Below are 23,814 nucleotides of genomic sequence, written 5' to 3' on the forward strand. Positions count from 1 at the left end.
CGGTCAGAACAGCGTGGGCGGCTCGGCGGGCATCGGCTCGGGCAGCGGCCGGAGCTCGGGCACCAGGGCGCGCACCTCGTCGTGGAAGCGGCGGGCGAGCATCGGCGCGTCGGCGTTGTCGGGCGTGTGGACGAACACGGTGGGGGAACGGCCCTCGCGCAGCCACCCGGCGACCGTGGCCACCCATCCCCGCCAGCCCTCCACCGTGGCCTCGATGGAGTCGCGGCCCAGGTAGCGGACGATCGGGTGGCCGGTGAGCGCGCGGGTGCGGCGCGGCACGCGCGGCTTCTTCGTCCACGCGTCACGCTCGGCGTCGCTGGTCGGCGGGCTGCGGAACAGCGTCACGGTGTCGAACGGCACCCACTCGGCGCCGGCCGCGGCCAGGACCCGCTCCAGCAGCCCGGCCTGGCGGGCGTCCTCGAAGAAGGCGCGGTGGCGCACCTCCACGGCGTAGCGGTGGGAGCGGGGGAGCCGCCGCAGGAAGGCCGCCAGCGTGCCGAGGTCGGCCGGTCCGAAGGCGGGCGGTAACTGCGCCCACAGGGCGTGCGCGCGCGGGCCGAGCGGCTCGATGGCGTCGAGGAAGGCGTGGAGGTCCTGCTCGGCGCCGGTCAGCCGGTGGGTGTGGGTGATGGACTTGGGCAGCTTGACCACGAAGCGGAAGTCGGGGGCGATCTGCCGGGCCCACGACTCCACCGTGGCGCGGGCGGGGGTGGCGTAGAACGTGGTGTTGCCCTCGACCGCGTCGCACCAGGTGGCGTAGGCGCGCAGGCGCTCTCCCGGCGGGAGCGGATGGGGCAGGAAACGTCCGTTCCACGGTGTGTGCGTCCACATCGCGCATCCCACATGAAGCCGCATGCCTCCGACGTTAGCGGAGCCGCCGGGTGCTCAGGGCCCGCCTCCGATGTACTGGAACGTCACCGTTTAGGCTGGTCGCATGGGCATGGTCGGGACGGTCGGGCTGGTGCTGCATCCCCAGCGCGACTCCAAGAAGGCGATCGACACCATCCTGCGCTGGGCCGCGGACAAGGGGGCCACTGTCCTCGGGCTGCCCGAGGAGGTCGGGCGCATCGACTGCAGCGCGGTGCCGGTCGACGCGGTCGCCCTCGTCGAGCGGGCCGACCTGCTGGTGGGGCTCGGCGGCGACGGCACGATGCTGCGCACCATGCGGCTGCTGGCCGGCCGGCCCACGCCCATCCTGGGGGTGAACCTGGGCAAGCTCGGGTTCCTGGCCGAGATCGACGTCGACGAGCTGGCCGGCACGCTGTCGGCCATCGACCGCCACGAGTACACGATCGAGCCCCGGATGGCCATCAGGAGCGAGGTCGCCGGGGTCGGGGTGACGGCGTTCAACGACATCGCGCTGGTGCGCATCCCCGGCGAGGGGCTGGCCGGCGTGTCGGTGACCCCGTCGGGCAGCCCGTTCGTGAGCCTGTCCGCCGACGCCGTGATCGTGGCCACCTCCACCGGCTCCACCGCCTACAGCTTCTCGGCCGGCGGCCCGATCGTCTCGCCCCGGGTGGAGGCGATCCTCGTGGTGCCCGCCGCCGCCCACTCCTCCTTCAACCGGGCCCTGGTGCTGCCCGCCGACGAGGAGGTGACGCTGGAGGTGCTGCCCACCAGCGGCAGGCTCGCCGTCGAGGTGGACGGCCGGGTCGTCGGCCACCTGTGCCCCGGCGACACCGTGACGGTCACGGCCTGGCCCGGGGCGGCGAAGGTGGTCCGCGTCGGCACGACCTTCTACGAACGCGCCCGCCGCAAGCTGCGCGTGGACGGCAGCGCCGAGGTCGGCTGAGCCTCGATTCCGGCTCCAGCTCGGAGGAGGCCACGCGGCCCGTTCAGCGGCGGTGCCGGGCGGGCCGGGTGAGCGGGCCCCCGGTGCGTACGGGCCTGGTGAACTGGTCGGCCGGCGGCGCCCCCTCCCGCCGCGCCCCGCGGGCGGCCACCAGGGCCGACAGCGCGGTCGTGATGGGCACGGCGGCGATCAGCCCGAGCGTGCCCACGACGCTGCGGACGATCTCCTGGGCCACGACCGGCGTGGTCAGCACGTCGCCGAGCGGCTGCGCGCCGATGCTGAACAGCAGCAGCAGCGGCAGCGACGCCCCCGCGTACGCCAGGATGATCGTGTTGATCACCGAGGCGATGTGGGCCCGGCCGACGCGCCCCGCGGCCCGGTACAGGCGGGCGAAGCCGTAGGAGGGGTTGGCCGCGGCCAGCTCGCCCACCGTCACCGCCTGCGTGACGGTGACGTCGTCGAGCACGCCCAGCGCCCCGATGATGATGCTGGCCAGCAGCAGCCCCTCGGTGTCGATCGACAGGCTCATGCCCAGGGTCAGCGCGCTGTCGTCGGTGACGCCGTTGAGCCGGACCAGGCCGAGCGCCCCGTACGACAGCAGCCCGGTCAGCAGGAGGCTGGCCAGCGTGCCGAGCACGGCCATCGACGTGGTCAGGGAGAAGCCGTGGGTGAGGTAGAGCACGGTCAGCATGATCGCGGCCGAGCCCACGACGGCGACCAGCATCGGCGGCTCGCCCGCCAGGACGGCCGGGATGACGAACGTCAGCAGCAGCCCGAACGTCACCGCCAGCCCCACCAGCGCCGTCACCCCGCGCCACCGCCCGAACGCGATCACCGCCAGCGCGAACGCGCCCCCCAGCAGCCACAACGTCGTGGACCTGTCGTGGTCGGAGAGCTGGTAGGCCCCGTCGCCGGCCCGCAGCAGCAGCACGTCGTCACCCGCGGTGAACCGCTGCGCCCCCGGCCCGCCCGGCAGCCGCAGGGTGACGTCGCGGCCGACGTCGGGCCCCGAGCCGACCCGCACGATGGCGTTGCCGCAGGTGGCCGGGTCGGGCACGGGCATCCCTTCCTGGACGGCCGGGCAGCGCCTGAGCGTGACCGACGTGACCGTGCCCTCGACCCGCTCGACCGCCCGCCCCTCCTGGCCGTCCCGGCCGTCCGGCGTGGCCTGCGCGGCGGGCCAGAGCCACACCAGGCAGGCCAGCGTCGCCAGGGCCAGCGGCACCAGCACGGCCAGGCTCGCCACGACCGCCCGGCGCGACGGCGGCGCGGCGGGCGGACCGTGGGAGTGGCCGTGGCCGTGGGCGTGGAAATGATCGGCGCCCATCGCGTGAAAGATCCTCCTCGGCTTCCGGGACTGCGACAGTAACGCACCCGGCCCGGGGTAGGAGCCGGGTGTGGCGACGCTGGTGGGCACCTCCGGATGGCAGTACAAGGACTGGCGCGGCGTGCTGTACCCGGAGGGGGTGCCGCAGCGGCTGTGGCTGGAGACGTACGCGGCCGAGTTCCCCACCGTCGAGAGCAACAACGCCTTCTACCGCCTGCCCGCGCCGGAGACGTTCGCCGCCTGGCGGGAGCGCACGCCCGCCGGGTTCGTGATGGCCGTCAAGGCCAGCCGCTTCCTCACCCACATCAAGCGGTTGTCCGAGCCCGAGGAGCCGGTCGCCCGCCTGATGAGGGCCGCCGGGGAGCTCAAGGAGAAGCTGGGCCCGGTGCTGCTGCAACTGCCGCCCACGCTGCGGGCCGACCCCGCCCTGCTCGACCGCTGCCTGGCCTGCTTCCCCGGCGGCGTGCGGGTGGCGGTGGAGCCGCGGCACGACTCCTGGTGGACCGGCGAGGTGCGCGAGGTGCTGCTCGCCCGGGGCGCCGCGCTGTGCTGGGCCGACCGGCTCGGCCGGCCGCTGACGCCGCTGTGGCGCACCGCCGACTGGGGGTACGTGCGCCTGCACGAGGGCCTGGCCGCGCCCCGCCCCTCCTACGGCGACGCGGCGCTGCGGAGCTGGGCGAGAAGGGTGGCGGAGGCCGGATGGCGGGACGTCCACGTCTACTTCAACAACGATCCGGGGGGAGCGGCCGTGCGTGATGCCCGGCGATTTGCCACACTCGCCTGATGCGCACGCGTCTGTACAGGAACGGCGTCCTCGAAAAGGAGGGCTTCCCCGTCGAGGAGGTCTCCGACCACGTCGGCGACCCCGAGGCCACCGTCTGGTTCGATCTGTGCTCGCCCACCCCCGAACAGCTCAACCTGGTCGGCGAGGAGCTCGGCCTGCACGAGCTGGCCGTCGAGGACGTGCTCAGCGACCACCAGCGCCCCAAGGTGGACGTCTACGACAACCACCTGTTCATCACCGTGTACGGCATCCACCTCGACGAGGACCGCCTCGTCCCCGTCGAGGTGAACGTCTTCGTCACCCGCAACGCCCTGGTGACCGTTCGCGAGAACGACCGCTTCGACATCGACGAGGTGCTCAGGCGCTGGGACGCGTCCTCCCGCCTGGCCTCGCACGGCGTCCCCTTCCTGCTGCACGGCCTGCTCGACTACGTCGTGGACAGCCAGTTCGACCTGGTCCAGGACCTCGACGCGCAGGCCGAGGCCATGGAGGAGTCGCTGTTCGACGACGCGCCGCGCGACGGCAGGAAGCTCCAGCGCGCCATGTACGTCCTGCGCAAGAACACCGCCAGGCTCCGCAAGATCTCGATGCCGATGCGGGAGGTGCTCGGCACCCTGCTCCGCCGCGACCAGGAGCTCGTCGCCGACCCGGTGATGGCCCCCTACTACGAGGACGTCTACGACCACGTCCAGCGCGTCGCCGAGTGGGTGGAGGCGATCCGCGACATGCTCGCCAACGTCCGGGAGACCCGGCTGGCCCAGCAGGGCTTCCGCCTCAACGAGATCATGAAGCGGGTGACGAGCTGGGCCGCCATCATCGCGGTGCCCACCGCCATCACCGGCTTCTACGGCCAGAACGTGCCCTACCCCGGGGCCGGGGACATCTCGGGGTTCTGGGTGTCGTCGGTGCTGGTGGCGGTGGCGTCCGTGGCGCTGTACGTGATCTTCAAGAAGAAGGACTGGCTCTGAGCGGCAGGGCTCAGAAGCGCGGCCGGCAGTCCTCGGCCAGTCTCTCGACCGGCACCGGGCCCATCTGGCGGCCGTCCCTCGAACGGACGGCCGGCACGCCGTCGGCCACCTCGCGCGGCCCCACCACGAGCTGGTACGGCACCAGCCGGTGCGCCCTGATCCTGGCCCCCAGGCTGCCCCGGTCCGCCGGCGCCAGCTCGGCCCGCAGCCCGGCGGCCACGGCCCGTCGCAGCACGTCCCCGGCCGCCGGCAGTTCGGCGTCCGACAGCGGCAGCACGACCGCCTGAACGGGCGCCAGCCACGCGGGGAACGCGCCGCCGTGCACCTCGATCAGGTGCGCGACCAGCCGTTCGAGCCCGCCGACCACGCTGCGGTGCACCATGACGGGACGCCGCCCGCCCGCGTACGCCAGGTCGAAGCGCTCGGGCTGGTACAGGTCCACCTGGACGGTCGACAGGGTGCTCTCGCGGCCCGCCGGGTCGGCGATCTGGATGTCGATCTTCGGGCCGTAGAAGGCGCCCTCGCCGCGTTCCTCGTCATAGGCGCGGCCGCGCTCCCCGAGCACGTCACGCAGGATCGCCTCCGAGCGGGCCCACATCTCGGGGTCGTCCACGAACTTGTCGCCGTCGCCGCGCAGCGAGAGCCGATAGCGGGCGGCCTCGATGCCGAGCTGGGCGTGCGCGGCCTCGATCAGGTCGAGCGCGGCCGACACCTCGGCCGCCGCCTGCTCCGGCGCGCAGAACACGTGACCGTCGTTGAGCTGGATGGCGCGCACCCGGGTCAGGCCGCCGAGCACGCCCGACAGCTCCGAGCGGTACATGCCGCCGAGCTCGGCCACGCGCAGCGGCAGGTCGCGGCGGCTGCGCCCGCGTGAGCGGTAGATCAGCGCGTGGTGCGGGCACAGGCTGGGACGCAGCACGAACTCCTCGCCGCCCACGTTCATGGGCGGGAACATGTCCTCGGCGTAGTGCGCCCAGTGGCCCGAACGTTCGTACAGCTCGCGTTTGCCGAGCACGGGGGAGTTGACGTGCAGGTAGCCGTGACGGCGTTCGAGCTCGTGGACGTAGTCCTCCACGGCCTTGCGCACGGCGGCCCCGGCGGGCAGCCAGTAGGGGAGGCCGGAGCCGATCAGCGGGTCGGTGCCGAAGATCTCCAGCTCGCGGCCGAGTCTGCGGTGGTCATTCATGATCGTCCTTTTCGCGGAAAGGGCGAACGACCAGCTCCCGGGCGTCCGCCCGGGATGCATGGAATCAGCGCGCCGGGACCGTGTCCGGCGTCGTCGTGACGAGAGCGCGCTGCATGCCGGAGACTCTAACACCGCGGGCGGCGTGAAGAAAATCTTCAACAGCCGGTCAAGGAATGGCAAATGATATAAAAGAGCCGTGGCTGAGATCACCTTGAGTGTCCGCCAGTTGCAGGCGTTCGCCGAGGTCGGCTACCAGGTCGCGGGCGGTGGCGGCGCGCACGCGGCGATGGCGGCGCTGCGCCGGGTGGTCCCGCTCGACGCCTACGAGTTCGTCGCCTTCGACCCCGCCACCGGGCGTCACCACAGCGTCGTCTCCGACGGCCACCGGCGCATCGACCGCGACGCCGCCGAGGAGTACGCCGCCCTCGACGCCTGCCGCGCGGCCATCGCCGGACGGCGGCCGGTGCCCATGCCGCAGCCGGGCACCGAACGGTACTTCCGCCGCCACCTGGCCCCCTACGGCTGGCGGGCCGGGCTCACCGCGCCGCTGTTCCTCGCCGACGACGGCCGCTACACCGGACTGCTGCACCTGGCCGCCAAGGACGCCTTCCCGCTGCTCACCAGCGCCCTGGTCGCCGCCGTGAGCCCGATGCTCGCGCACGTCACCGACCTCACCAGGTGCGTGATCGACCCCGCCGGGCTGCCGCCCGACTTCCGCGCGGTCGCCTTCGACCGGCTCGGCGAGCGCCGCGCGGTGCCCGGCCACGAGGTCTCGCGCGAGCTGTGGGACGACCCCGCCATGGCGGCCTTCGCACGGGCGTTCATCGACTCGCGCGAGCTGAGCCGGCGCGGCCTGTGGCTCGACGGCGGCGGACGCTGGCACGAGGTGCGGCTGCTGCGGGCCGGCGTCGGCTACCAGGGGTCGTTGCAGGGCGCGGTCGCCGCCGAACGGCCCTGCCCGCTGCCCTACGACCTGACCGGCCGCGAGGTCGACGTGCTCACCCGGGTCGCGGCCGGCGACTCCAACCCGCAGATCGCGGCCTGCCTGGTGCTGAGCGTGCGGACGGTGACCACCCATCTGGAGCACATCTTCGCCAAGCTGGGCTGCGACAGCCGTACCCGGCTCACGACCAAGGCGCTGGCCGAAGGGTTGTGCCGGCTCGACCTCTGACGCCGCCCGCCCCGGCCCCCTCAGCGGGCCATCCCGGCGGGCACCCGTTCCCGCGTCAGCTCGAACCAGACGGTCGTCGAGCCCCCCTCGCGGACGAACCCCCAGCGGTGGCTGAGCGCCTCGATCAGCGGCAGCCCCCGGCCGCTGGTCGCCTGGGGAGCCGTCCGGCACACGCACGGAGGGCCGTCCGTGCCGCCGTCGGCGACGCACACCCGGACGGTCGTGTCCGAGCTGGACACCGACACCGTGAACGAGCCGCCGTCCCCGGATCTGGTGTGCAGGATCGCGTTCGTGGCCAGCTCGCTGGTGAGCAGCACCACGTCGTCATGGAAGGGATGATCACGGCCGAGCGCGGCCGTCACGAGCCCCCTGGCCCGCGAGACCTGCGACGGAACCCCCGGGAGCCGCACCGCGAGGTCGCGGGCCCCGGGCGGTTCACCCCCGTCGGCATGGTGCGAGTCCGGTGACGCCACGGCGACCTCCCCCGAATCAGGTGACGTCATGAGACGCCCGAGAGGGGGCCCGGAGATTATCGCGAAAAGGTAGGAATGCTCTTTCCCAAGGTCGCCTGCACGACCGGGCGCGGCGACCGAGTACGCTGCGATCGACGAGTCGTCTAGGCCCGTGGGGGAGCAAAGCGTGCACAGCAGCCTACTCGCCCGGCCGTCGGAGGAGGTCGCGTGAGCAGCCTGGAGGCCGTCTGGGTGGAGCCGTACGACGGGCCCGGGGCGGCGGTCGTGACCGGCGTCTTCGACATCCTGCACGTGGGCCACGTGCGCTACCTGGGCGCCGTGGCCGCCCGCGGGCTGCCTCTGGTGGTCGGCGTGGAGGACGATCCGCGCGTGCGGGCGTGGAAGGGGCCCAGCCGGCCGTTCAACCCGGCGGCGGAGCGGGCCGAGGTGCTGGCCGCGCTGCGCTGCGTGTCCGGCGTCTTCGTGGTGACCGGGCCGCCCGACGCCCATGGCCCCGAGGACTACATCGACCTGCTCGCGCCGATGCGGCCCGGGGCGCTGGCCCACACGGCGGGCGACCCGCACGCGGGCGCGCGGGCCACGGCGGCGGCCATCCTGGGCGCGGAGTGCTGGGAGATGGCGGCCATCCCCGACCGGTCCACGACCCGCATCGTGAACGCGGCGGGCAAGGGCTGAGACACCCCGGCTCTCCGGGAACGGCCGGGGGCGTCGCTGAAACGGGCAGGCGCCATGATCGCGTAATCTTTCCTCTCATGATGGCCGACCTGGTGGCGAAGCGGGTGACGAACCTGCTGGCACCGCAAGTGCTGGTGATCGTCATGCCGCCCGCCGTGGGCCTGCTCGCCCAAGGATGGGCCGGGGCCGCCTGGGGGCTGATGGCCTCGGCGTTCTGCGGCGGCGTGCCGGCGGCGGTGATCGCGATCGGCGTGCGTTCGGGGCGGCTCGACTCCCACCACATCGTCGACCGCGCCCGGCGCACCGGCCCGCTGCTGGCCGCCGTGGCCGCCGTGCTGGTCGCGCTCGCGCTGCTCGTCGTGCTGGGCGCGCCGCGGCTGCTGGTGGCCACCGTGACCGCGATGCTGGTCGCCCTGGCGGTGACCGTGCCGATCACCACCCGCTGGAAGATCTCCTTCCACGCCGCCGTCTCGGCGGGCACGGTGGTGGTGCTGGCGCACGTGCTGCCCGCCCTGCCCGTCGCGCTCGCCGGCGCGGCCGTGGTGGCGCTGGTGTGCTGGGCCAGGGTCCGCCTCGCCCATCACACGTGGGCGCAGGTCGCGGCGGGGGCGTTCACCGGCACGCTCACCACGTGGGCGACGCTGGCGCTGTTCGGGGTCTGAGGGGCCGGAACAGTCCGGAACAGTCCAGAACAGCCCGGAATAGCCCCGCCGCCGCGCGGGTTGGCGCGAACATGGATGCCACGAACCGGGGCCGGGTCCGCGTCGAGCGGTCGGCCAAGCGCGTGCGGACCTACCTGGGCGGCCGGCTGGTCGCCGACACGACCCGGGCCCTGCTGGTGTGGGAAGGCCCCTTCTACCCCACCTACTACTTCCCCCTCCAGGACGTCGAGGAGGCGGCGCTCAAGCCGACCGGCACGTCCAGGCACTCCCCGAGCAGGGGGGACGCCGCCGTCCACACGGTCACCTCGGGCACCGGCGAGGCTCCGGAGGCGGCGCTGGTCTACGACGACTCGCCGCTGGAGGAGATCCGCGGGCACGTCCGCTTCGACTGGGACGCGATGGACGCCTGGTTCGAGGAGGACGAGGAGGTCTACGTGCACGCGCGCGACCCGTACACGCGGGTGGACATCCTGCCGAGCTCGCGGCACATCCGGGTCGAGGTCGACGGGGTCACCGTGGCCGACTCGCGCAACGCCCGCATCCTGTTCGAGACGGGCCTGCCCGCCCGCTACTACCTGCCGAAGACGGACGTACGGCTCGACCTGCTGGAGCACACCGACACCGCGACGCACTGCCCGTACAAGGGGACGGCGGAGTACTGGACGGTCAACGGGAAGAAGGACCTGGCCTGGTCCTACCGCACGCCGCTGCCCGAGAGCGAGCGCGTGGCGGGGCTGATCGCCTTCTACAACGAGAAGCTGGACATCTACGTCGACGGCGAGCGCGAGGAGCGTCCGGCGACCAAGTTCTCCTGAGCCCGTCGGGCGCCCCGCCGGGTGGCGGGGCGCCCGGGGATCAGGCGGCCGGGGTCCAGTGCGGGTCGCGGCCGAGGTAGCGCAGCAGGGCGGCGGCCGTGTCGCCGGAGGGGGCGCCGGAGGGGGCGTCCGGCAGGGCCTCGGCGTAGGCGCCCCACGGGCGCAGCGGGTCGACGATCTGCCGGGCGACCTCCAGCAGCGGCCCGGCCAGCTCGGGCGTCAGCGGCGAGGGCTGCCCGGTGGCCACGGCGAGGTCCCAGGCGTGCACGGCCGCGTCGAGCGCGCAGGCCGTCGAGCCCATCCACGGCGACATCCTGTTCGGCGGCACCGGCGTCGGCACCTCGGCGGCGTCGCGGTCGACCGCGGCCCACGCCCTGGCCGCGCGCGTCAGCGCGTCCTCAAGCTCGGCCGACGGGTCCGCGCCCGGCTCGGCGGGCGGGTCGAACGGGTTGAACGCCGGCCCGCCCTCGCCCGTGAGCGTGGCGGCGAAGCCGAGCTGGTCGCCGACCGCGTGCTTGAAGACCTTGGTGACGCTCCACTCCGAGCAGGGGGTGGGCAGGTCCCAGCCGCCGGCCGGGATGCCGCTGACGGCCTTGCGCAGCGCCTCGTGCGCGGCGTCCAGAACGTCCCAGCCGCTGATGTCGTCGCCCATGTGGAGCTCCTTTCGGTATGTCTCCACTATAGCAGAACGGAATAGTTTGTTCCACTAGGTGGCGACGGCCTTCTCAAGTCCGTCGATCAGCAGGTCCAGGGCCTGCTCGAAGTCGGCGGCCGGGTCGACGCCGCCGCGCGTCCAGCGCAGCAGCCTGGCGAAGTGTGGCAGGCGGTCGGGGTCGAGGGCGCGGATGTAGACGCCCACCTGCTCCTCGCCGGCGTGCCGGCCGGGGGCGCCGTCGAAGCCGCCGGTGGACAGCAGCAGGGTGCCGAACACCAGGGCGTTCACGGCGGTCAGCGCCCGCCAGACGCCGAGGTCGTCGAAGCCCGCCGCGTACAGCGTGCCGACCAGGTCGTCGAGGGTCCTCAGGGCGTGCGGCGAGGTCGGGTTGGACCGGTCGGTCGCCAGTGCCAGCGGGACCACGGGATGGCGGCTGAACGCCCGGTGCATGTTGCGCGCCATGACGCGCAGCCGCTCCTGCCACGGCAGCCCCGGGTCGGCCGGCTCCACCTGGCCGAACACCCGCTCCACGATGCCGTCGACCAGGTCGGCCTTGTTGGAGACGTGGTTGTAGAGCGACATCGCCTCCACGCCGAGCGCCTTGGCCAGCCGCCGCATGGACAGCCCCTCCAGGCCCTCTCTGTCCGCCAGCTCCAGGGCCGCGTCGAGGACTTTCTCCCGGTTCAGCGGCTCGCGCCGTGCCATCGGCTCTCCCTTCGTGCTTGACGGAGCTTACGGTGTACGTGCTCTACTTACGACGTAAGCATACGCCGTAAGTAGGGAGCCGGGATGACCGACGTGATCATCGTGGGCGGCGGGCCGGTCGGGCTGCTGCTGGCCTGCGAGCTCAAACTGGGCGGCGCCGAGCCGCTGGTCCTGGAGGCGGCCACCGGCGGGGAACGCGTGACCCGCAGCCTCGGCCTGCGCTCGCTCAACGCGCGCACCCTGCACTCGCTGGAGCTGCGCGGGCTGGTGGAACCGCTGACCGAGGCCCAGTGGAGGCTGTTCGACCAGCTGGCCACCGGCTCGGCGCCCGACCGTTCGGACATGGTCGGCATGATGACCGAGCTGCTCAAGAAGGGCATGATGCGCGGTCACTTCGCCGGGCTGCCGCTGCTGGAGGAGCACGGCGGCGCCGAGTACGCCATGCTCAAGCAGCACCAGATCGAGGCCGTGCTCGCCGCGCGGGCCTCCGCGCTCGGCGTACCGGTCAGGCAGGGCCGCGCCGTCGTGGACGTCACCCAGGACGCCGGCCACGCGGTGGCCACACTGGCGGACGGCGAGCGCGTCGAGGCCCCCTACCTGGTGGGCTGCGACGGCGGCCGGAGCGTGGTGCGCAAGCGGTCCGGGTTCGCCTTCTCCGGCACGCCGCCGACCATGACCGGCAGGACGGCCGTGGCCACGCTGACCGGGCCGGGGTCGGTCACCTCGTCCCTGCGCTCACCCGGCGGGCTCGTCAACCTGTCGCTGGTGCCCGGGGAGATCGCGACCATCGAGTTCGACGGCGGCCCCGGCGACGGTTCCCCCGACAGGGACGCGCCGGTCACGGCCGAGGAACTGGCCGGCAGCCTGCGCCGGGTGACGGGGGAGGACGTCGGGGTCGCGCGGCTGGAGGCGGGCATCCGCTACAGCGACAACACCCGGCACGCCGACTCCTACCGCAAGGGACGCGTCCTGCTGGCCGGGGACGCCGCCCACGTGCACTCGCCCATCGGCGGCCAGGGGCTCAACCTGGGCCTCCAGGACGCCGTCAACCTGGGGTGGAAGCTGGCGCTGGTGGCCCGGGGCGCGGCTCCGGAGAGCCTGCTCGACACCTACACCGCCGAGCGTCACCCGGTGGCGGCCCGCGTGCTGCGCAACACCCGGGCCCAGGTGGCGGCGATGCGTCCGGGGGCGCAGGTGGACGCGCTGCGGGAGGTGCTGTCGGAGGTTATGGCGCTGCCGGACGCCGAGCGGCACTTCACCGGCATGGTCGAGGGCACCGACGTCGACTACGCGCCCACCGCCCCCGACCCCCGCACCGGCCGCTTCACCCCACCCCTGACCGCCACCCCACCCGAGGGCCCGCACGATCGCTGCCCTCAGGTTCCGGGCGCGGCGGATTCCGGTGTTCCCGGCAGCGGTCGGCGGGGGAGCGAGAGCCCGGCGGCGGCCGGGACCGGGCGGCCGGTCGCGGAGTTGCTGCGGGACGGGCGGGGGTTGCTGCTCGACCTGTCCGGCGGCGCGGACGCGGCCGAACTGACGGCCGCCCTGGCGGGCCACCACGACCGCGTAAGCCTGGCCGTGGCCGCCCCGCCCCAGGCAGGCGGTGGTGCGCTGCTCGTCCGGCCCGACGGGTACGTGGCCTGGGCGGGCGCGCCAGGAGGGGCGCTCATGGACGCGCTCACCACCTGGTTCGGCCCGGCGTCATGAGCGTCCCCCGGACACGGGCCCGGGGGACGGCCGGGACGGTCAGGTGAGCAGGCGGGTCAGGACGCGGGTGCCGAACTCCAGCCCCTCCACCGGAACCCGCTCGTCCTTGCCGTGGAACATGCCGAAGTAGTCCAGGTCGGGCCGGAGCATGAGCGGGGCGAAGCCGTACCCCTGGATGCCGATGGTGGCGAAGGACTTGGCGTCGGTGCCGCCGCTCATCACGTACGGCACCGGCCGCGCCAGCGGGTCCTCGGCCACCAGCGCCCCCGCCAGCTCGTCGAAAAACGCCGACGGGTACGGCGCGGCGGGCGCCTCCTCCAGGTTCACGAACTCGCGGGTGATCTTCGGGCCCAGCAGCTCGTCGATCGTCGCGAGGAACTCCTCCTGAAGGCCCGGCAGGTACCGGCCGTCCACGTGCGCCGAGGCGGTCGAGGGCACCACGTTGACCTTGTAGCCGGCCTCCAGCATCGTCGGGTTCGCCGAGTTGCGGATCTGGCCGTGGAACAGCTCGCCGAGCGCGCCCAGCCGGTCGGCCTCGGCGTCCAGCCGGTCCAGGTCGATCGGCTGCCCGGTGATCTCCGACAGGCTCTCCAGGAGCGCGGCGACCGACGGCGTCAGGCGTACCGGCCACTGGTGGGCGGCCACCCGCGACAGCGCGTGGGCCAGCGTGGCGACCGGGTTGTCCACGGCGGGCCGCGAGCCGTGGCCCGCCACGCCGTGGGCGGTCACCTTCATCCATGCGGTGCCGCGCTCGCCGACGGCGATCGGGTAGACGCGCCGCCCGCCGGAGTCGACGCTGAAGCCGCCCGACTCGCTGATGGCCTCGGTGACGCCGTCGAACAGGTGCCGGTGCTCGGTCACCGCGTGGCGGGAGCCGTAGTCGCCGGTCGCCTCCTCGTCGGCCAGGAAGGCCAGCACCAGGTCCCGCTTCGGCCGCACGCCGTCCGCCGCCATGCCGAGCACGGCCGCGAGGGTCATCGCGCACGAGCCCTTCATGTCCACCGCGCCCCGGCCGTACACGCAGCCGTCGGTGATCTCGCCGGAGAACGGGTGCATCCGCCACTCGGCGGGGTCGGCGGGCACGACGTCCAGGTGGCCGTGGACGAGCAGCGCGTCGGGGGAGTCGCCGTCGATCCTGGCCACGACGGTGGTGCGCCGGGGCGCCGACTCGAACACCACCGGCTCCAGCCCCGCGTCGGCCAGCAGCGTGGCCACGTACTCGGCCGCCGGGCGCTCGCCCGAGCCCGGATTGGTGGTGTCGAACCTGATCAGGTCCGAGCAGATCTCGGCGACGCTCTTCACGCTCTCCCCTTCAGCGTCAGCGGCGGCACGCCGGGCGTCTCCAGGTCGAAGATCAGCCCGTAGAAGGCCAGCTCGGCCTCCAGCGCCGCCACGATGGTCTCTTCCCTGCGCCAGCCGTGCTGCTCACCGGCGAAGGTGAGCAGAGCCCACTGTTTGCCGTGCTTGTCCAGTTCGGCGGTGAATCGCTCAGCCTGGCTGACGTCCACGATCGCGTCCTCCAGACCGTGCAACATGAGGCACGGGCCCGATGCCCGGGCCGCGTTCAGGAGCGGCGAGCGGTCGGTGTACCGCTGCCGCGTCTCGGGCAGCGGGCCCACCAGGCCGTCGAGGTAGCGCGACTCGAAGTCGTGCGTCTCGGCCGCCCAGCTCTCCGGGTCGGTGATCGCGTAGTGCGCGACGCCGCCCGCGAACACGTCGCTGTGCACCAGCGCGGCCACCGTCGTCCAGCCGCCGGCGCTGCCGCCCCGGATCGCGATCCTGGCCGCGTCCGCCCGGCCGAGCTGCACCAGCCCGCGCGCCACCTTGGCGCAGTCCTGGACGTCCACCACGCCCCACTGGTGCCGCAGCCGCTCGCGGTAGGCCCTGCCATAGCCGGTCGAGCCGCCGTAGTTCACCACGGCCACGCCGATCCCTCTGCTGGTGAAGTAGGCGATCTCCAGGTCGAGCACGACCGGCGAGTTCCCGGTCGGCCCGCCGTGCACGAAGATCACGTACGGCGCCGGGCCCGCGACCCCGGCCGGCGGGTAGAGGTGGGCGTGCACGCCCTCGACCGTCACCGCCTCCGGCGTGGGCAGCAGCGCCCGGTCGGGCAGGGGCTTGGGGGCCGAGACGACCTCGTGCCCGCCGGTGGCCAGATCGACCAGCGTGACCTCCAGCGGCGTGTACGGCGTCGCCCCCACCGCCGCCGCCTTGCCCCCGGCCGCCGACACCGTCGAGGCCCAGTACGTGTGCTCCGCCCCGCCGATCTCCCGCAGGCCGCCCGTCGCCGGGTCGAGCACGCCCAGGCGTCGGTGGTCGGCGGTGCCGTACACGACGACCAGGTGCTCGCCCGCCGGGGCCAGGCAGGCCAGGCCCGGCTTCCAGGCCGCCGCGCCGAACTCCAGCTCCACGGGGGTGAGGTTGCGCGAGGGGGAACCGTCCAGGTGCACGACATGCACGTTCCACCAGCCGGTCGGGTCGGTGACGGCGTACAGGGACTCCGCGTCGCGCCACTCGGCCTGGGCCACCGACTCCTCGGGGCCGCCGGCCACGACCCGGTGGGGGCCCGCGACGCCGTCCGGCGACAGGGGGGCCACGCACAGTTCGGTGCCGTCCCAGGGCATGTCGGGGTGGTTCCAGCCGATCCAGGCGATCCGGGCGCCGTCGGGGGAGAGGCGGGGGTTCATGAGGAAGTGGTGCGTCCGGGCCACGACCCTGACCGGGCCGCCGTCCAGGGGGACCGCCACCAGGTCCCGCACGTCGTCGATCTCGCGGACCGCCCACACCTCGTCACGGCCGGGCGGCAGGTAGAGGTCGCCGTAGCGCGCCGGGCCCTCGGGCGTGAGGGCGACCGGGTCGGCGGCCTTCCCCGGGGAGGCGTCCAGGCGGTAGAGCCGCTGGTCGGACCAATTGGTGAAGACCAGGCCGCCGCCCGGCAGCGGACGCCAGGAGCGGCCGCCGTACTCGATCAGGCGGTTGCGGGCGTTCCAGCCGGGAGGCAGCGCGTCGGCGCGGGAGCCGTCGGGCAGGCGGCGCACCACGCAGCGCCGGCCGCCCTCGTGCGGGCGTGGCTCGTCCCACCACACCTCCACGCCCTCGGGCGTGGCGACGGCCTCCACCCACTGGGGGCCGCCGTCGGTACGCGCCACATCGATCGGTCGAATGCTCATGAAAAATCACCAATTGCCGTTGGTACAGGGAGGCAGGGGATGCCCGGGCGGGTGGAGGACGTACACGATGCCGCCGCTGCCCGAGCTCCTCAGCCACACGTTCTCGAACGCTGCCCGCGGGTACACCCGGCGAACCTCGCCGTCCGCGGGCGCGGCGGGGTCGTTCACGACGACGTCGCCCCCGGCGGTGAAGCCGGTGACGACGAGGATGTGGCCGTTCGTGGAGTAGCCGGAGCCGGGCAGCTCGTGGGCCTTGAACGACAGCGAGGCGATCACCGGGATGCCCGCCAGGACGAACGCCTCCAGCTCGGCCGCCGACAGCAGCCTGGTCACGAAGCCGGTCAGCCCGTAACGCCCCGCGTAGGCCACGTTGAAGGGCCAGTTCCCGGTGCCCTGGTAGCCGTCGTCGTAGGTGCCCATGGCGGCGTGGTCCACCGCCGGGGCGGGGTCGTCCGCGCCCACCCAGGCCAGCTCGCCGGGCTCGGGGCCGCGGCCCCAGAAGGCCAGCACCATCGCCACCGAGGCGGGGCTGCACCAGTTCGCGCCGCCGCCGTCCCAGCGCGGGTGGTGCCCGGCGTGCGCGTACTGGGAGTGGCCGGGCACGTCGAGCTCGACCCGCCCGGCCACCCCGGACGTGCTCACCGCGACCGGACGCTGCGGCAGGGACGAGGCCAGCACGCCGAGAGAGGTCATCCGCGCGCCCTCGCCACGCGCGGTGACCCTCGTCTGGAACGCCACGACCGGCCGCCTGGCCACGAACGTGTCCACGGCCACGTCGCCGTCCTCGTCACCCTGGCCGGGCACCGAGGTACGCGGCCCGTGCTCGGACCAGCGGCCCATGACGTACCACTTGGTCAGCGTGCCGGCTTCGGTCCTGGCCCGCAGCTCCACCTCGACCCAGGCGCCCGGCGGGGTACGCGCGGTCCACGAGGGGACGAGCTGGGTGGCCGCGAAGCCGACCCGGTGTTCCTCGCTGGTCCACGTGCCTCCGGGCACGGTGAGACGGGTGAAGGCGACGCGCGCCAGATCGACGGTGAGCACCAGCCATATTGTGGTTTCACACCGGGTGTCGCACATCGGTTGGTTTACGTACCGGCCCGGCCCCGCTCCCGGCGGGCTCGCTCACCAGGAGGGGCCGGTGGGCTCGGTCAGAGGTAGAGGCCGGTGGACTCGTCGGGGCCCGCCGGGCTGATCGCGCGGCCCGCGCGCAGGGCGTACAGCTCCGCGAGGGTCGCCCCCGAGGCGCCGACCCCCTGCGGCGAGCCGAGCCAGGCGACGGCCTCGTCCCGGGTCAGCGGGCCGACCTCGATCTGGGCCAGGCAGCGGCCCGGACGGATCACCGCCGGGTGCAGCCGGGTCAGGTCCTCGTTCGTGGTGATGGCCACCAGGACGTCGCGGCCCTGGCCGAGCAGGCCGTCGGTGAGGTTGAGCAGCCGCGACAGCCCCTGGCCCGCCTGGGCCTTGGCGCCCGAGCTGATCAGCTCGTCGCAGTCCTCCAGCACCAGCAGCCGCCACCGCTGCGTGTCGTCGTCGGTGTCGTAGCCGACCGCCACCTCCATCAGGTAGCCCGGGTCGTTGAACAGCCGTTCGGGGTCGAGCACGCAGTCGACCTGGCACCAGTCGTGCCACTGCTTGGCCAGCGTGCGCAGCAGCGTGGTCTTGCCGGTGCCGGGCTGGCCGTGCAGCAGGATCAGCCGGCCGTTGACGTCGGCGGGCGTGGTCGCCATCAGGCGGCCGAGCGCCGGGCGCACCTGCGCCGAGTAGTTCGTCCCGATCTCGTCCCATGGCTGGGCGGTGATCGGCTTCTCCGACCGGTTGCCGCCGTGGGAGCCGCGCCACCAGAAGCCCATCTCGACGTGGTCGGCGTCGGGCATCGGCTCCTCGGCGCCGTCGATGCTCTCCTTCATCACCGAGGTGGCCAGCTCTTCGCTCACCGCCGTCACGCTCACCGTGGCGGTGCGGTTGCGGTGCCGGATGACCCGCAGCGTCCACCCCTCGCCGCAGATGAGCCGCGACTCCGAACCGTCCTCCACCTGCGCGGTGCGCAGCACCCGCCCCTCGGCCGGCTGCAACTGGGCGTCCGGGCGCACACGCTCCAGGTTGGCCAGCCTTGACCAGGGCTGAACGCCGGTCGCGAACGGCGACAACGCCAGGGCGTCGATGACGTCGATCGCCGAGTCGGCGTCGTCGATCCAGATGTTCATCGGCAGTTCGGACGAGGAGTCCGGGCTGGGGAACGGCACCTCCCTGATCACAGACATAGGTAAAGGATCTCCTTCGTGGGCTCGGATGTCGAAGGGTTATGCGAGCGGATCATTCACTTCTTGCCGAGATCGCCGGTCTGGGTGACCATTCCCAGGCCGGGCACGTCTCGCCAGGTGTAGGTGAGAGTGTCGCCTTTAAGCTCCAGCCAGACAGTACCCGGGATGCAGCCGCCCGTGGTCGCACCGAGGGAGAAAGTCAGCCGGTCGGGGCGCACCTCGGTCAGGGTGATGGTGGCGGTGCAGTCGACCTGGGAGTCCTTCTCCTGCCAGGCCGCCTCCGGCCGGCCGGCCTTCAGTTCGACCGTGTTGTCGGCGCCGTCGGGGTCGAGCGGGTTGGTGGTGTCGGTGTGGCCCGTCCAGGTGCCGGCGAAGGCCGCGGGGATCTTCAGAGCCCCGGTCCCGCCGGTGGTCCGCGCCGTGGCCGTACGGGCGGCGACGGGCGTTTCGGGAGCGGCGGTCGTGGACGGCGGGTCGGACGGCGAGTCGGACGGGGCGGCGGTCGCGGACGGCGGCGAGGTGGACCGGGTGGCGGTCGAGCCGGGCGCACGGGCGGTCAGCAGGACCACGCCGCCGACCACGGCCAGGGCCACCACGACCGCCACGGCCCCGGCGAGGGCGCCGCGCCCCCTGTTCCGGCCCTCCCGACTCTCGCGCGTGTCGGCCACCCCCGGACCGAGGCCGTGCGGGCCTCCCGGAGGCCCGCCCGAGGCGGTGCCGGCAGGCGAGCCGGGGGCGGGGCCGGATGCGGGGCCGGATGCGGGGCCGGTAGGCGCGCCGGACGCGGGGCCGGATGCGGGGCCGGTAGGCGCGCCCGACGCGGGGCCGGAGGCAGGGAGCGGCGGGGTGCCCGGGGCGACCAGGGCCAGCATGAGGGCGCCGGCCGTCGGGCGGCGGGCGGGGTCCTTGGCCAGGGCGGCGGCGATCAGCCCGCGCAGCCGGGACGGCAGCGGCGACAGATCCGGCTCGGCGTGCAGCACCCGGTGCAGCACCGCCGGCACGGTGTCCGCCCCGAACGGGCTGACCCCCGTGGCCGCGTGGACGATCGTCGCCGCCCACGCGAACACGTCGGAGGCCGCCGAGGCGGGCGAGCCCGCGATCTGCTCCGGCGACAGGTAGGCGGGCGTGCCGATCAGCCCCGAGGTGTGCGTCGCCGCGCCCTCGGCCCTGGCGATGCCGAAGTCCACCACGCGCGGCCCGTCCGGCCCGAGCAGCACGTTGGACGGCTTGAAGTCGCGGTGGACGACCCCGGCCGCGTGGATGGCCGCCAGCGCGGTGGCCGTGCCGACCGCCAGGCGTTCCAGCTCGCCGCCGCGCAGCGGCCCGCGCCCGGCCACCCGCTCGGCCAGCGAGGGCCCGTCGACGAACTCGCTCACCACGTACGGCCGCGAGCCCCGGGTCGAGACGTCGAGCACGCGGGCCGTGCAGAAGGAGGCGATCGACTCCAGCGCGTCGAGCTCGCGCGCCAGCCTGGCCCGCGTCTCCTGGTCGCCCGCGTTGAGCAGCTTGACCGCGACCTGCTCCCCGGCGGGGGAGTGGGCCAGGTAGACCACGCCCTGCCCACCCTCGCCGAGCCGCCCGGCAAGGCGGAAATCGCCCAGGGACGCCGGATCGTCCGGTGTGAGGGGGGTCACCATGGCGGCTACGTTACCGCTCGCCATGCGGAAGCCAAGATCGCCCGGTACCTTGTGTCGTCGGTCTAAATCACTCCTTACACGGAGGTATCGGGGAAGTGTCGAGGGTCACGGTCCGCGAACGGGCGCGGTACTGGTTCGACAACACCATGTCCAGGGGGACGGCGTCGCTCATCGGCTGGCTCGCGGTGGTGTCGGTCGCGCTCATCCTCGTGGTGGCCGCGTTCACGCTCTGGCTCGCGCCGGACGAGCCCGACGGCGTCGGCGGCGCGGGGCAGGTGCTGTGGATCGCCCTCATGCACGCCCTCACCCCCAGCAAGGTCGCCAGCGACAAGGGCTCGCTCGGCTACATGACCGTGATGTTCGCCGGGTCGCTCGGCGGCATCTTCATCGTCAGCATGCTCGTCGGCCTGCTGTCCAACGGCCTCAAGCAGAAGGTGGACCGCCTGCGCAGAGGCCGTTCGCGCATCGTCGAGTCCGGCCACACGGTGGTGCTCGGCTGGTCGGACCAGGTGTTCACGATCGTCACCGAGCTGGTCAAGGCGCACGCCAGCCAGAAGAACTCGGTCATCGCCATCCTGGCCGACCGCGACAAGCTGGCCATGGAGGAGGACATCCGCGAGCACGTCGGCGACCTCGGCAGGACCCGCCTGGTCTGCCGCACCGGCCGTCCCACCGAGCCGCGCGACCTCGGCCTGATGAACCTCACCGCCGCCAGGTCCGTCGTCGTGCTCTCGCCCGAGGGCGAGGACCCCGACGCGCACGTCATCAAGATCCTGCTGGCCCTGGCCAAGCGTGACGGCTCCCACCCGCCCGTGGTCGCCGCCCTGGCCTCCGCCCGCAACCTCGCCGCCGCCCGGCTGGCCGGCGGCGAGGACGTGCACCTGGTCGACTCCGACGACACCGCCGCCCGGCTGATCGTGCAGTCCTCCCGCCAGTCCGGCATGTCCGTCGTCTGCATGGACCTGCTCAACTTCGACGGCGGCGAGATCTACCTGCGCGCCGACGAGGAACTGGTCGGCGCCACCTACGGCCAGGCGCTGCACGCCTACGAGACCGCCGCCGTCATCGGCTTACGCGGGCCGGCCGGAGTCGTGCTCAACCCGCCCCTGGACACCGTCATCACCGCCAAGGACCAGGTCGTCGTCATCGCCCACGACGACTCCCACATCGAACTCGCCACCGGCGAGCCCCCGGTGGACGAGCAGGCCGTCACCGCCACCGGCGCCGCGCCGCCGGAGCCCGAGCGCACCCTCCTGCTCAACTGGAACGGCCGCGCCGAGCAGATCGTGCGCTACCTGGACGGCTACGTCTCCCCGGGCTCGGTCCTGGACATCGCCGCCGACCACCCCGACGCCGGCACCGGCCTGACCGGGCTGCGCACCCTCACCGTCAACGTCAAGGACTGCGACACCACCGACCGGTACGCGCTCGAATCCCTCGGCGTCGGCCTCTACCAGCACGTCATCGTGCTCTCCGACGACCGCTTCAAGCCCCACCACGCCGACACCCGCACGCTCATGACCCTGCTCCAGCTCCGCGACATGCAGAGCACGCTCGGCGAGCACTACTCGATCGTCAGCGAGATGCACGACGAGGGCAACCGGGCGCTGGCCGAGGTCACCGAGGCCGACGACATCGTCATCAGCGACACCGTCATCGGCCTCCTGCTGGCCCAGCTCGCCGAGAACCGCCACCTCGCCGACGTGTTCGGCTACCTGTTCGACTCGCACGGCTCGGAGATCTACCCCAGGCCCGCCGCCTCGTACGTGAAGACCGGCTCCGAGGTCACCTTCGCCACCATCGTCGAGGCGGCCCGGCGCAGGGGCGAGACCGCGATCGGCTACCGCGACAACGTCTCCAGGAACGTCCCGCCGCACTACGGCATCGTGCTGAACCCCCACAAGAGCGACACCGTCGTCCTTGGCCGGCAGGACTCGGTGATCGTCCTGGCCGAACGCTGATCCGGGCACGGGCCGGCCCCGGGCCCGTGGGTTAGCGTGTGCGGCGTGAGGACCATCGACTGGGCCGGCGACGCCGTCGAGCTCGTGGACCAGACGTTGCTGCCCGACCGGTGCGTGCGGCTGCGCGTCGAGACCGTGGCCGAGCTCGTCGCGGCGATCCGGCGGCTGGCCGTGCGCGGCGCCCCCGCGCTCGGCGTGGCCGGCGCGCTCGGCGTCGTGCTCGCCGACGGCGACCTCGGCCAGATCGCCGAGCTGCGCGCCGCCCGGCCGACCGCCGCCAACCTCGCCTGGGGCGTCGACCAGGCCGCCGCCCACCTGGGCAGGGGCCGCCAGGCGGTGCTGGCGGCCGCGCTGCGCGTCCGCGACGACGACATCGCCGCCTGCCTGGCCATGGGCGAGCGCGGCGCCGGCCTGCTGGAGGGCGACCGGCTGCGGATCATGACCGTCTGCAACACCGGCGGCCTGGCCGCCGTCGAACGCGGCACCGCCCTCGGCGTCGTCCAGACCCTGCACGAACGCGGCCGCCTGGCCGAGGTGCTCGCCCTGGAGACCCGCCCGCTGCTCCAGGGTGCCCGGCTCACCACCTGGGAGCTGGCCAGGATGGGCGCGCCGCACCGGCTGGTGGCCGACTCGGCGGGGCCGTACCTGCTGGCCAAGGGGGAGGTGGACGCCGTGCTCATCGGCGCCGACCGCATCGCCGCCAACGGCGACACCGCCAACAAGATCGGCTCGTACGCGCTCGCGCTCGGCGCGGAACGGGCCGGGGTGCCGTTCGTCGTGGTCGCGCCCGAGTCCACCATCGACCCCGCCACCCCGACCGGCGACCACATCCACATCGAGGACCGCGACCCCGAGGAGATCCTGTCCGTCCGAGGTGTACGCGTCGCGCCCGAGGGCACTCAGGCGCTGAACCCCGCGTTCGACGTGACGCCGCACGATCTGATCACCGCGATCGTGACCGAACGGCGGGTGATCAGGCCGTGAAATAGCGCGATCCGCGGACCTGCTCACCTCGCTCGCGTTACGCTCGGTCGTCCCGATATCTACTCTCGGAGAGCAGCCGTGGACATAGATCTGGTGTTAAGGCGCGATTGGCAGGCGCGCACGCCCCGCGGCGCCTACACCCAGCTCGACTCGACCAAGGGCGTCAAGGTCCACTACACCGGCGGCAGGGTCGAGCCCGGCATCGTCTCCGACCACGCCGCCTGCGTGTCCCTCGTGCGATCGATCCAGGCGTACCACATGGACGGGAACGGCTGGATCGACATCGGCTACTCCTTCGTGGCCTGCCCGCACCGGAAGGTGTTCGAGGGGCGGGGGCTGCACCACCTGCCCGCCGCCAACGGCCCCGGGCTCAACGCCGGTCACTACGCCGTGCTCGGGCTGGTCGGCAACGCCGGGCTCGTGCAGCCGCCCGACACGATGCTGGAGGCGATCGTCGACGCCGTCCAGTACGTGCGCGACCACGGCGGCGCCGGCAAGGAGATCAAGGGCCACCGCGACGGCTACTCCACCGACTGCCCCGGCGACCCCCTGTACGCCTGGATCAAGCGCGGCGCCCCCCGTCCGGGCGGCGGCCCCACCACGCCGCCCCCGGCCACGCCGCCCTTCCCCGGCCGGCTGCTGAAGTACCCGCCGGTCATGGAGGGCGAGGACGTGCGCACCTGGCAGCGGCAGATGAAGAAGCGCGGCTGGGACCTGACCGTCGACGGCGCTTACGGCGCCGCCTCCCGCGACGTGTGCCGCAGATTCCAGCGCGAGCAGGGCGTCGAGGACGACGGGATCGTGGGCCCGCTCACATGGAGGCTGGCATGGGAGGCGCCGCCCGCCGACGGGTAACCCCCGGATTACTGCGGCGGCCCGGC

22 protein-coding genes are annotated in these 23,814 nt (G+C 73.4%); 11 read left to right on the forward strand and 11 right to left on the reverse strand.

Features of this window, described 5'->3' with window-relative positions:
• Positions 1–3: 3 nt before the first annotated feature.
• Positions 4–855, reverse strand: a complete 852-nt coding sequence (locus tag ABZ815_RS08930) for a DUF72 domain-containing protein (RefSeq protein WP_357695601.1) — start codon at positions 853–855, stop codon at positions 4–6.
• A 79-nt stretch (positions 856–934) separates the two neighbouring features.
• On the opposite strand from ABZ815_RS08930, the gene ABZ815_RS08935 reads away from it, so the two are divergent.
• Positions 935–1,792 carry an NAD(+)/NADH kinase gene (locus ABZ815_RS08935; RefSeq protein WP_357695602.1) on the forward strand — a complete coding sequence of 286 codons (858 nt, stop codon included), beginning with the start codon at positions 935–937 and terminating at the stop codon, positions 1,790–1,792.
• A gap of 43 nt (positions 1,793–1,835) precedes the next feature.
• Here the strand turns inward: ABZ815_RS08935 and ABZ815_RS08940 are convergent, their stop codons facing one another.
• Positions 1,836–3,119, reverse strand: coding sequence for a YibE/F family protein (locus ABZ815_RS08940; RefSeq protein ID WP_357695604.1), 1,284 nt, complete (start codon positions 3,117–3,119; stop codon positions 1,836–1,838).
• 70 nt (positions 3,120–3,189) lie between these two features.
• On the opposite strand from ABZ815_RS08940, the gene ABZ815_RS08945 reads away from it, so the two are divergent.
• Positions 3,190–3,903 carry a DUF72 domain-containing protein gene (locus ABZ815_RS08945; protein WP_357695605.1) on the forward strand — a complete coding sequence of 238 codons (714 nt, stop codon included), beginning with the start codon at positions 3,190–3,192 and terminating at the stop codon, positions 3,901–3,903.
• Positions 3,903–4,871: a magnesium transporter CorA family protein gene (locus ABZ815_RS08950; protein WP_357695607.1), complete on the forward strand. Its 969-nt coding sequence runs from the start codon at positions 3,903–3,905 to the stop codon at positions 4,869–4,871. The genes ABZ815_RS08945 and ABZ815_RS08950 overlap by 1 nt, the downstream gene beginning before the upstream one ends.
• Before the next feature lie 10 nt (positions 4,872–4,881).
• Here ABZ815_RS08950 and thrS read toward each other — a convergent pair whose 3' ends face one another.
• A complete protein-coding gene (gene thrS / locus ABZ815_RS08955) occupies positions 4,882–6,117 on the reverse strand; it encodes a threonine--tRNA ligase (RefSeq protein ID WP_357695609.1) in 1,236 nt (411 codons plus the stop codon).
• 136 nt (positions 6,118–6,253) lie between these two features.
• Between thrS and ABZ815_RS08960 the strand changes: the two genes are divergently transcribed.
• Entirely contained in the window at positions 6,254–7,228 is a 975-nt protein-coding gene (locus tag ABZ815_RS08960) for a LuxR C-terminal-related transcriptional regulator (RefSeq protein WP_357695611.1), read from the forward strand.
• 20 nt (positions 7,229–7,248) lie between these two features.
• Here ABZ815_RS08960 and ABZ815_RS08965 read toward each other — a convergent pair whose 3' ends face one another.
• Positions 7,249–7,701, reverse strand: a complete 453-nt coding sequence (locus ABZ815_RS08965; protein ID WP_357695613.1) for an ATP-binding protein — start codon at positions 7,699–7,701, stop codon at positions 7,249–7,251.
• Between the two features lie 207 nt (positions 7,702–7,908).
• On the opposite strand from ABZ815_RS08965, the gene ABZ815_RS08970 reads away from it, so the two are divergent.
• From ABZ815_RS08970 to ABZ815_RS08980, 3 genes are all read left to right on the forward strand, one after another.
• Entirely contained in the window at positions 7,909–8,376 is a 468-nt protein-coding gene (locus ABZ815_RS08970; RefSeq protein ID WP_357695615.1) for an adenylyltransferase/cytidyltransferase family protein, read from the forward strand.
• Between the two features lie 77 nt (positions 8,377–8,453).
• Positions 8,454–9,038 (forward strand): hypothetical protein, encoded by a 585-nt coding sequence (locus ABZ815_RS08975; RefSeq protein ID WP_357695617.1) that lies wholly within the window; start codon positions 8,454–8,456, stop codon positions 9,036–9,038.
• Between the two features lie 71 nt (positions 9,039–9,109).
• The gene (locus ABZ815_RS08980; protein WP_357695619.1) at positions 9,110–9,853 is read left to right on the forward strand and encodes a DUF427 domain-containing protein; all 744 of its coding nucleotides are present in this window, start codon (positions 9,110–9,112) and stop codon (positions 9,851–9,853) included.
• Between the two features lie 40 nt (positions 9,854–9,893).
• Here ABZ815_RS08980 and ABZ815_RS08985 read toward each other — a convergent pair whose 3' ends face one another.
• Positions 9,894–10,505 (reverse strand): TIGR03086 family metal-binding protein, encoded by a 612-nt coding sequence (locus ABZ815_RS08985; protein ID WP_357695621.1) that lies wholly within the window; start codon positions 10,503–10,505, stop codon positions 9,894–9,896.
• A 54-nt stretch (positions 10,506–10,559) separates the two neighbouring features.
• A complete protein-coding gene (locus ABZ815_RS08990; RefSeq protein ID WP_357695623.1) occupies positions 10,560–11,213 on the reverse strand; it encodes a TetR/AcrR family transcriptional regulator C-terminal domain-containing protein in 654 nt (217 codons plus the stop codon).
• 84 nt (positions 11,214–11,297) lie between these two features.
• Between ABZ815_RS08990 and ABZ815_RS08995 the strand changes: the two genes are divergently transcribed.
• A complete protein-coding gene (locus tag ABZ815_RS08995; protein ID WP_357695626.1) occupies positions 11,298–12,920 on the forward strand; it encodes an FAD-dependent monooxygenase in 1,623 nt (540 codons plus the stop codon).
• Between the two features lie 39 nt (positions 12,921–12,959).
• Here ABZ815_RS08995 and ABZ815_RS09000 read toward each other — a convergent pair whose 3' ends face one another.
• From ABZ815_RS09000 to ABZ815_RS09020, 5 genes are all read right to left on the reverse strand, one after another.
• Positions 12,960–14,222 carry a M20/M25/M40 family metallo-hydrolase gene (locus ABZ815_RS09000; protein WP_357695628.1) on the reverse strand — a complete coding sequence of 421 codons (1,263 nt, stop codon included), beginning with the start codon at positions 14,220–14,222 and terminating at the stop codon, positions 12,960–12,962.
• Positions 14,219–16,090, reverse strand: coding sequence for a prolyl oligopeptidase family serine peptidase (locus ABZ815_RS09005; RefSeq protein ID WP_357695630.1), 1,872 nt, complete (start codon positions 16,088–16,090; stop codon positions 14,219–14,221). The genes ABZ815_RS09000 and ABZ815_RS09005 overlap by 4 nt, the downstream gene beginning before the upstream one ends.
• Positions 16,091–16,096: 6 nt before the next feature.
• Positions 16,097–17,131, reverse strand: coding sequence for a C39 family peptidase (locus ABZ815_RS09010; protein WP_357695632.1), 1,035 nt, complete (start codon positions 17,129–17,131; stop codon positions 16,097–16,099).
• A gap of 107 nt (positions 17,132–17,238) precedes the next feature.
• Positions 17,239–18,351, reverse strand: coding sequence for a DUF5925 domain-containing protein (locus ABZ815_RS09015; RefSeq protein WP_357695634.1), 1,113 nt, complete (start codon positions 18,349–18,351; stop codon positions 17,239–17,241).
• 56 nt (positions 18,352–18,407) lie between these two features.
• Positions 18,408–19,988, reverse strand: coding sequence for a protein kinase (locus ABZ815_RS09020; protein WP_357695636.1), 1,581 nt, complete (start codon positions 19,986–19,988; stop codon positions 18,408–18,410).
• A gap of 95 nt (positions 19,989–20,083) precedes the next feature.
• Between ABZ815_RS09020 and ABZ815_RS09025 the strand changes: the two genes are divergently transcribed.
• From ABZ815_RS09025 to ABZ815_RS09035, 3 genes are all read left to right on the forward strand, one after another.
• Positions 20,084–21,949, forward strand: a complete 1,866-nt coding sequence (locus ABZ815_RS09025) for a potassium transporter TrkA (RefSeq protein WP_357695638.1) — start codon at positions 20,084–20,086, stop codon at positions 21,947–21,949.
• A gap of 45 nt (positions 21,950–21,994) precedes the next feature.
• On the forward strand, positions 21,995–22,933 hold the full coding sequence (gene mtnA / locus ABZ815_RS09030) for an S-methyl-5-thioribose-1-phosphate isomerase (RefSeq protein ID WP_357695640.1): 939 nt from the start codon (positions 21,995–21,997) through the stop codon (positions 22,931–22,933).
• A gap of 93 nt (positions 22,934–23,026) precedes the next feature.
• Positions 23,027–23,788: an N-acetylmuramoyl-L-alanine amidase gene (locus ABZ815_RS09035; protein ID WP_357695642.1), complete on the forward strand. Its 762-nt coding sequence runs from the start codon at positions 23,027–23,029 to the stop codon at positions 23,786–23,788.
• Positions 23,789–23,814 lie beyond the last annotated feature (26 nt).

It is taken from the genome of Nonomuraea sp. NPDC047529, assembly GCF_040642995.1.
GTDB lineage: Bacteria > Actinomycetota > Actinomycetes > Streptosporangiales > Streptosporangiaceae > Nonomuraea.

Excerpts from the sequence above, each read along its gene's own strand:
- ABZ815_RS08930 (WP_357695601.1), bottom strand. The coding sequence starts at position 855 with ATGCGGCTTCATGTGGGATGCGCGATGTGGACGCACACACCGTGGAAC.
- ABZ815_RS08935 (WP_357695602.1), top strand. The coding sequence starts at position 935 with ATGGGCATGGTCGGGACGGTCGGGCTGGTGCTGCATCCCCAGCGCGAC.
- ABZ815_RS08940 (WP_357695604.1), bottom strand. The coding sequence starts at position 3,119 with ATGGGCGCCGATCATTTCCACGCCCACGGCCACGGCCACTCCCACGGT.
- ABZ815_RS09020 (WP_357695636.1), bottom strand. The coding sequence starts at position 19,988 with ATGGTGACCCCCCTCACACCGGACGATCCGGCGTCCCTGGGCGATTTC.
- ABZ815_RS08990 (WP_357695623.1), bottom strand. The coding sequence starts at position 11,213 with ATGGCACGGCGCGAGCCGCTGAACCGGGAGAAAGTCCTCGACGCGGCC.
- ABZ815_RS08995 (WP_357695626.1), top strand. The coding sequence starts at position 11,298 with ATGACCGACGTGATCATCGTGGGCGGCGGGCCGGTCGGGCTGCTGCTG.
- ABZ815_RS08975 (WP_357695617.1), top strand. The coding sequence starts at position 8,454 with ATGATGGCCGACCTGGTGGCGAAGCGGGTGACGAACCTGCTGGCACCG.
- ABZ815_RS08980 (WP_357695619.1), top strand. The coding sequence starts at position 9,110 with ATGGATGCCACGAACCGGGGCCGGGTCCGCGTCGAGCGGTCGGCCAAG.
- thrS (WP_357695609.1), bottom strand. The coding sequence starts at position 6,117 with ATGCATCCCGGGCGGACGCCCGGGAGCTGGTCGTTCGCCCTTTCCGCG.
- ABZ815_RS09005 (WP_357695630.1), bottom strand. The coding sequence starts at position 16,090 with ATGAGCATTCGACCGATCGATGTGGCGCGTACCGACGGCGGCCCCCAG.
- ABZ815_RS08950 (WP_357695607.1), top strand. The coding sequence starts at position 3,903 with ATGCGCACGCGTCTGTACAGGAACGGCGTCCTCGAAAAGGAGGGCTTC.
- ABZ815_RS09015 (WP_357695634.1), bottom strand. The coding sequence starts at position 18,351 with ATGTCTGTGATCAGGGAGGTGCCGTTCCCCAGCCCGGACTCCTCGTCC.
- ABZ815_RS08985 (WP_357695621.1), bottom strand. The coding sequence starts at position 10,505 with ATGGGCGACGACATCAGCGGCTGGGACGTTCTGGACGCCGCGCACGAG.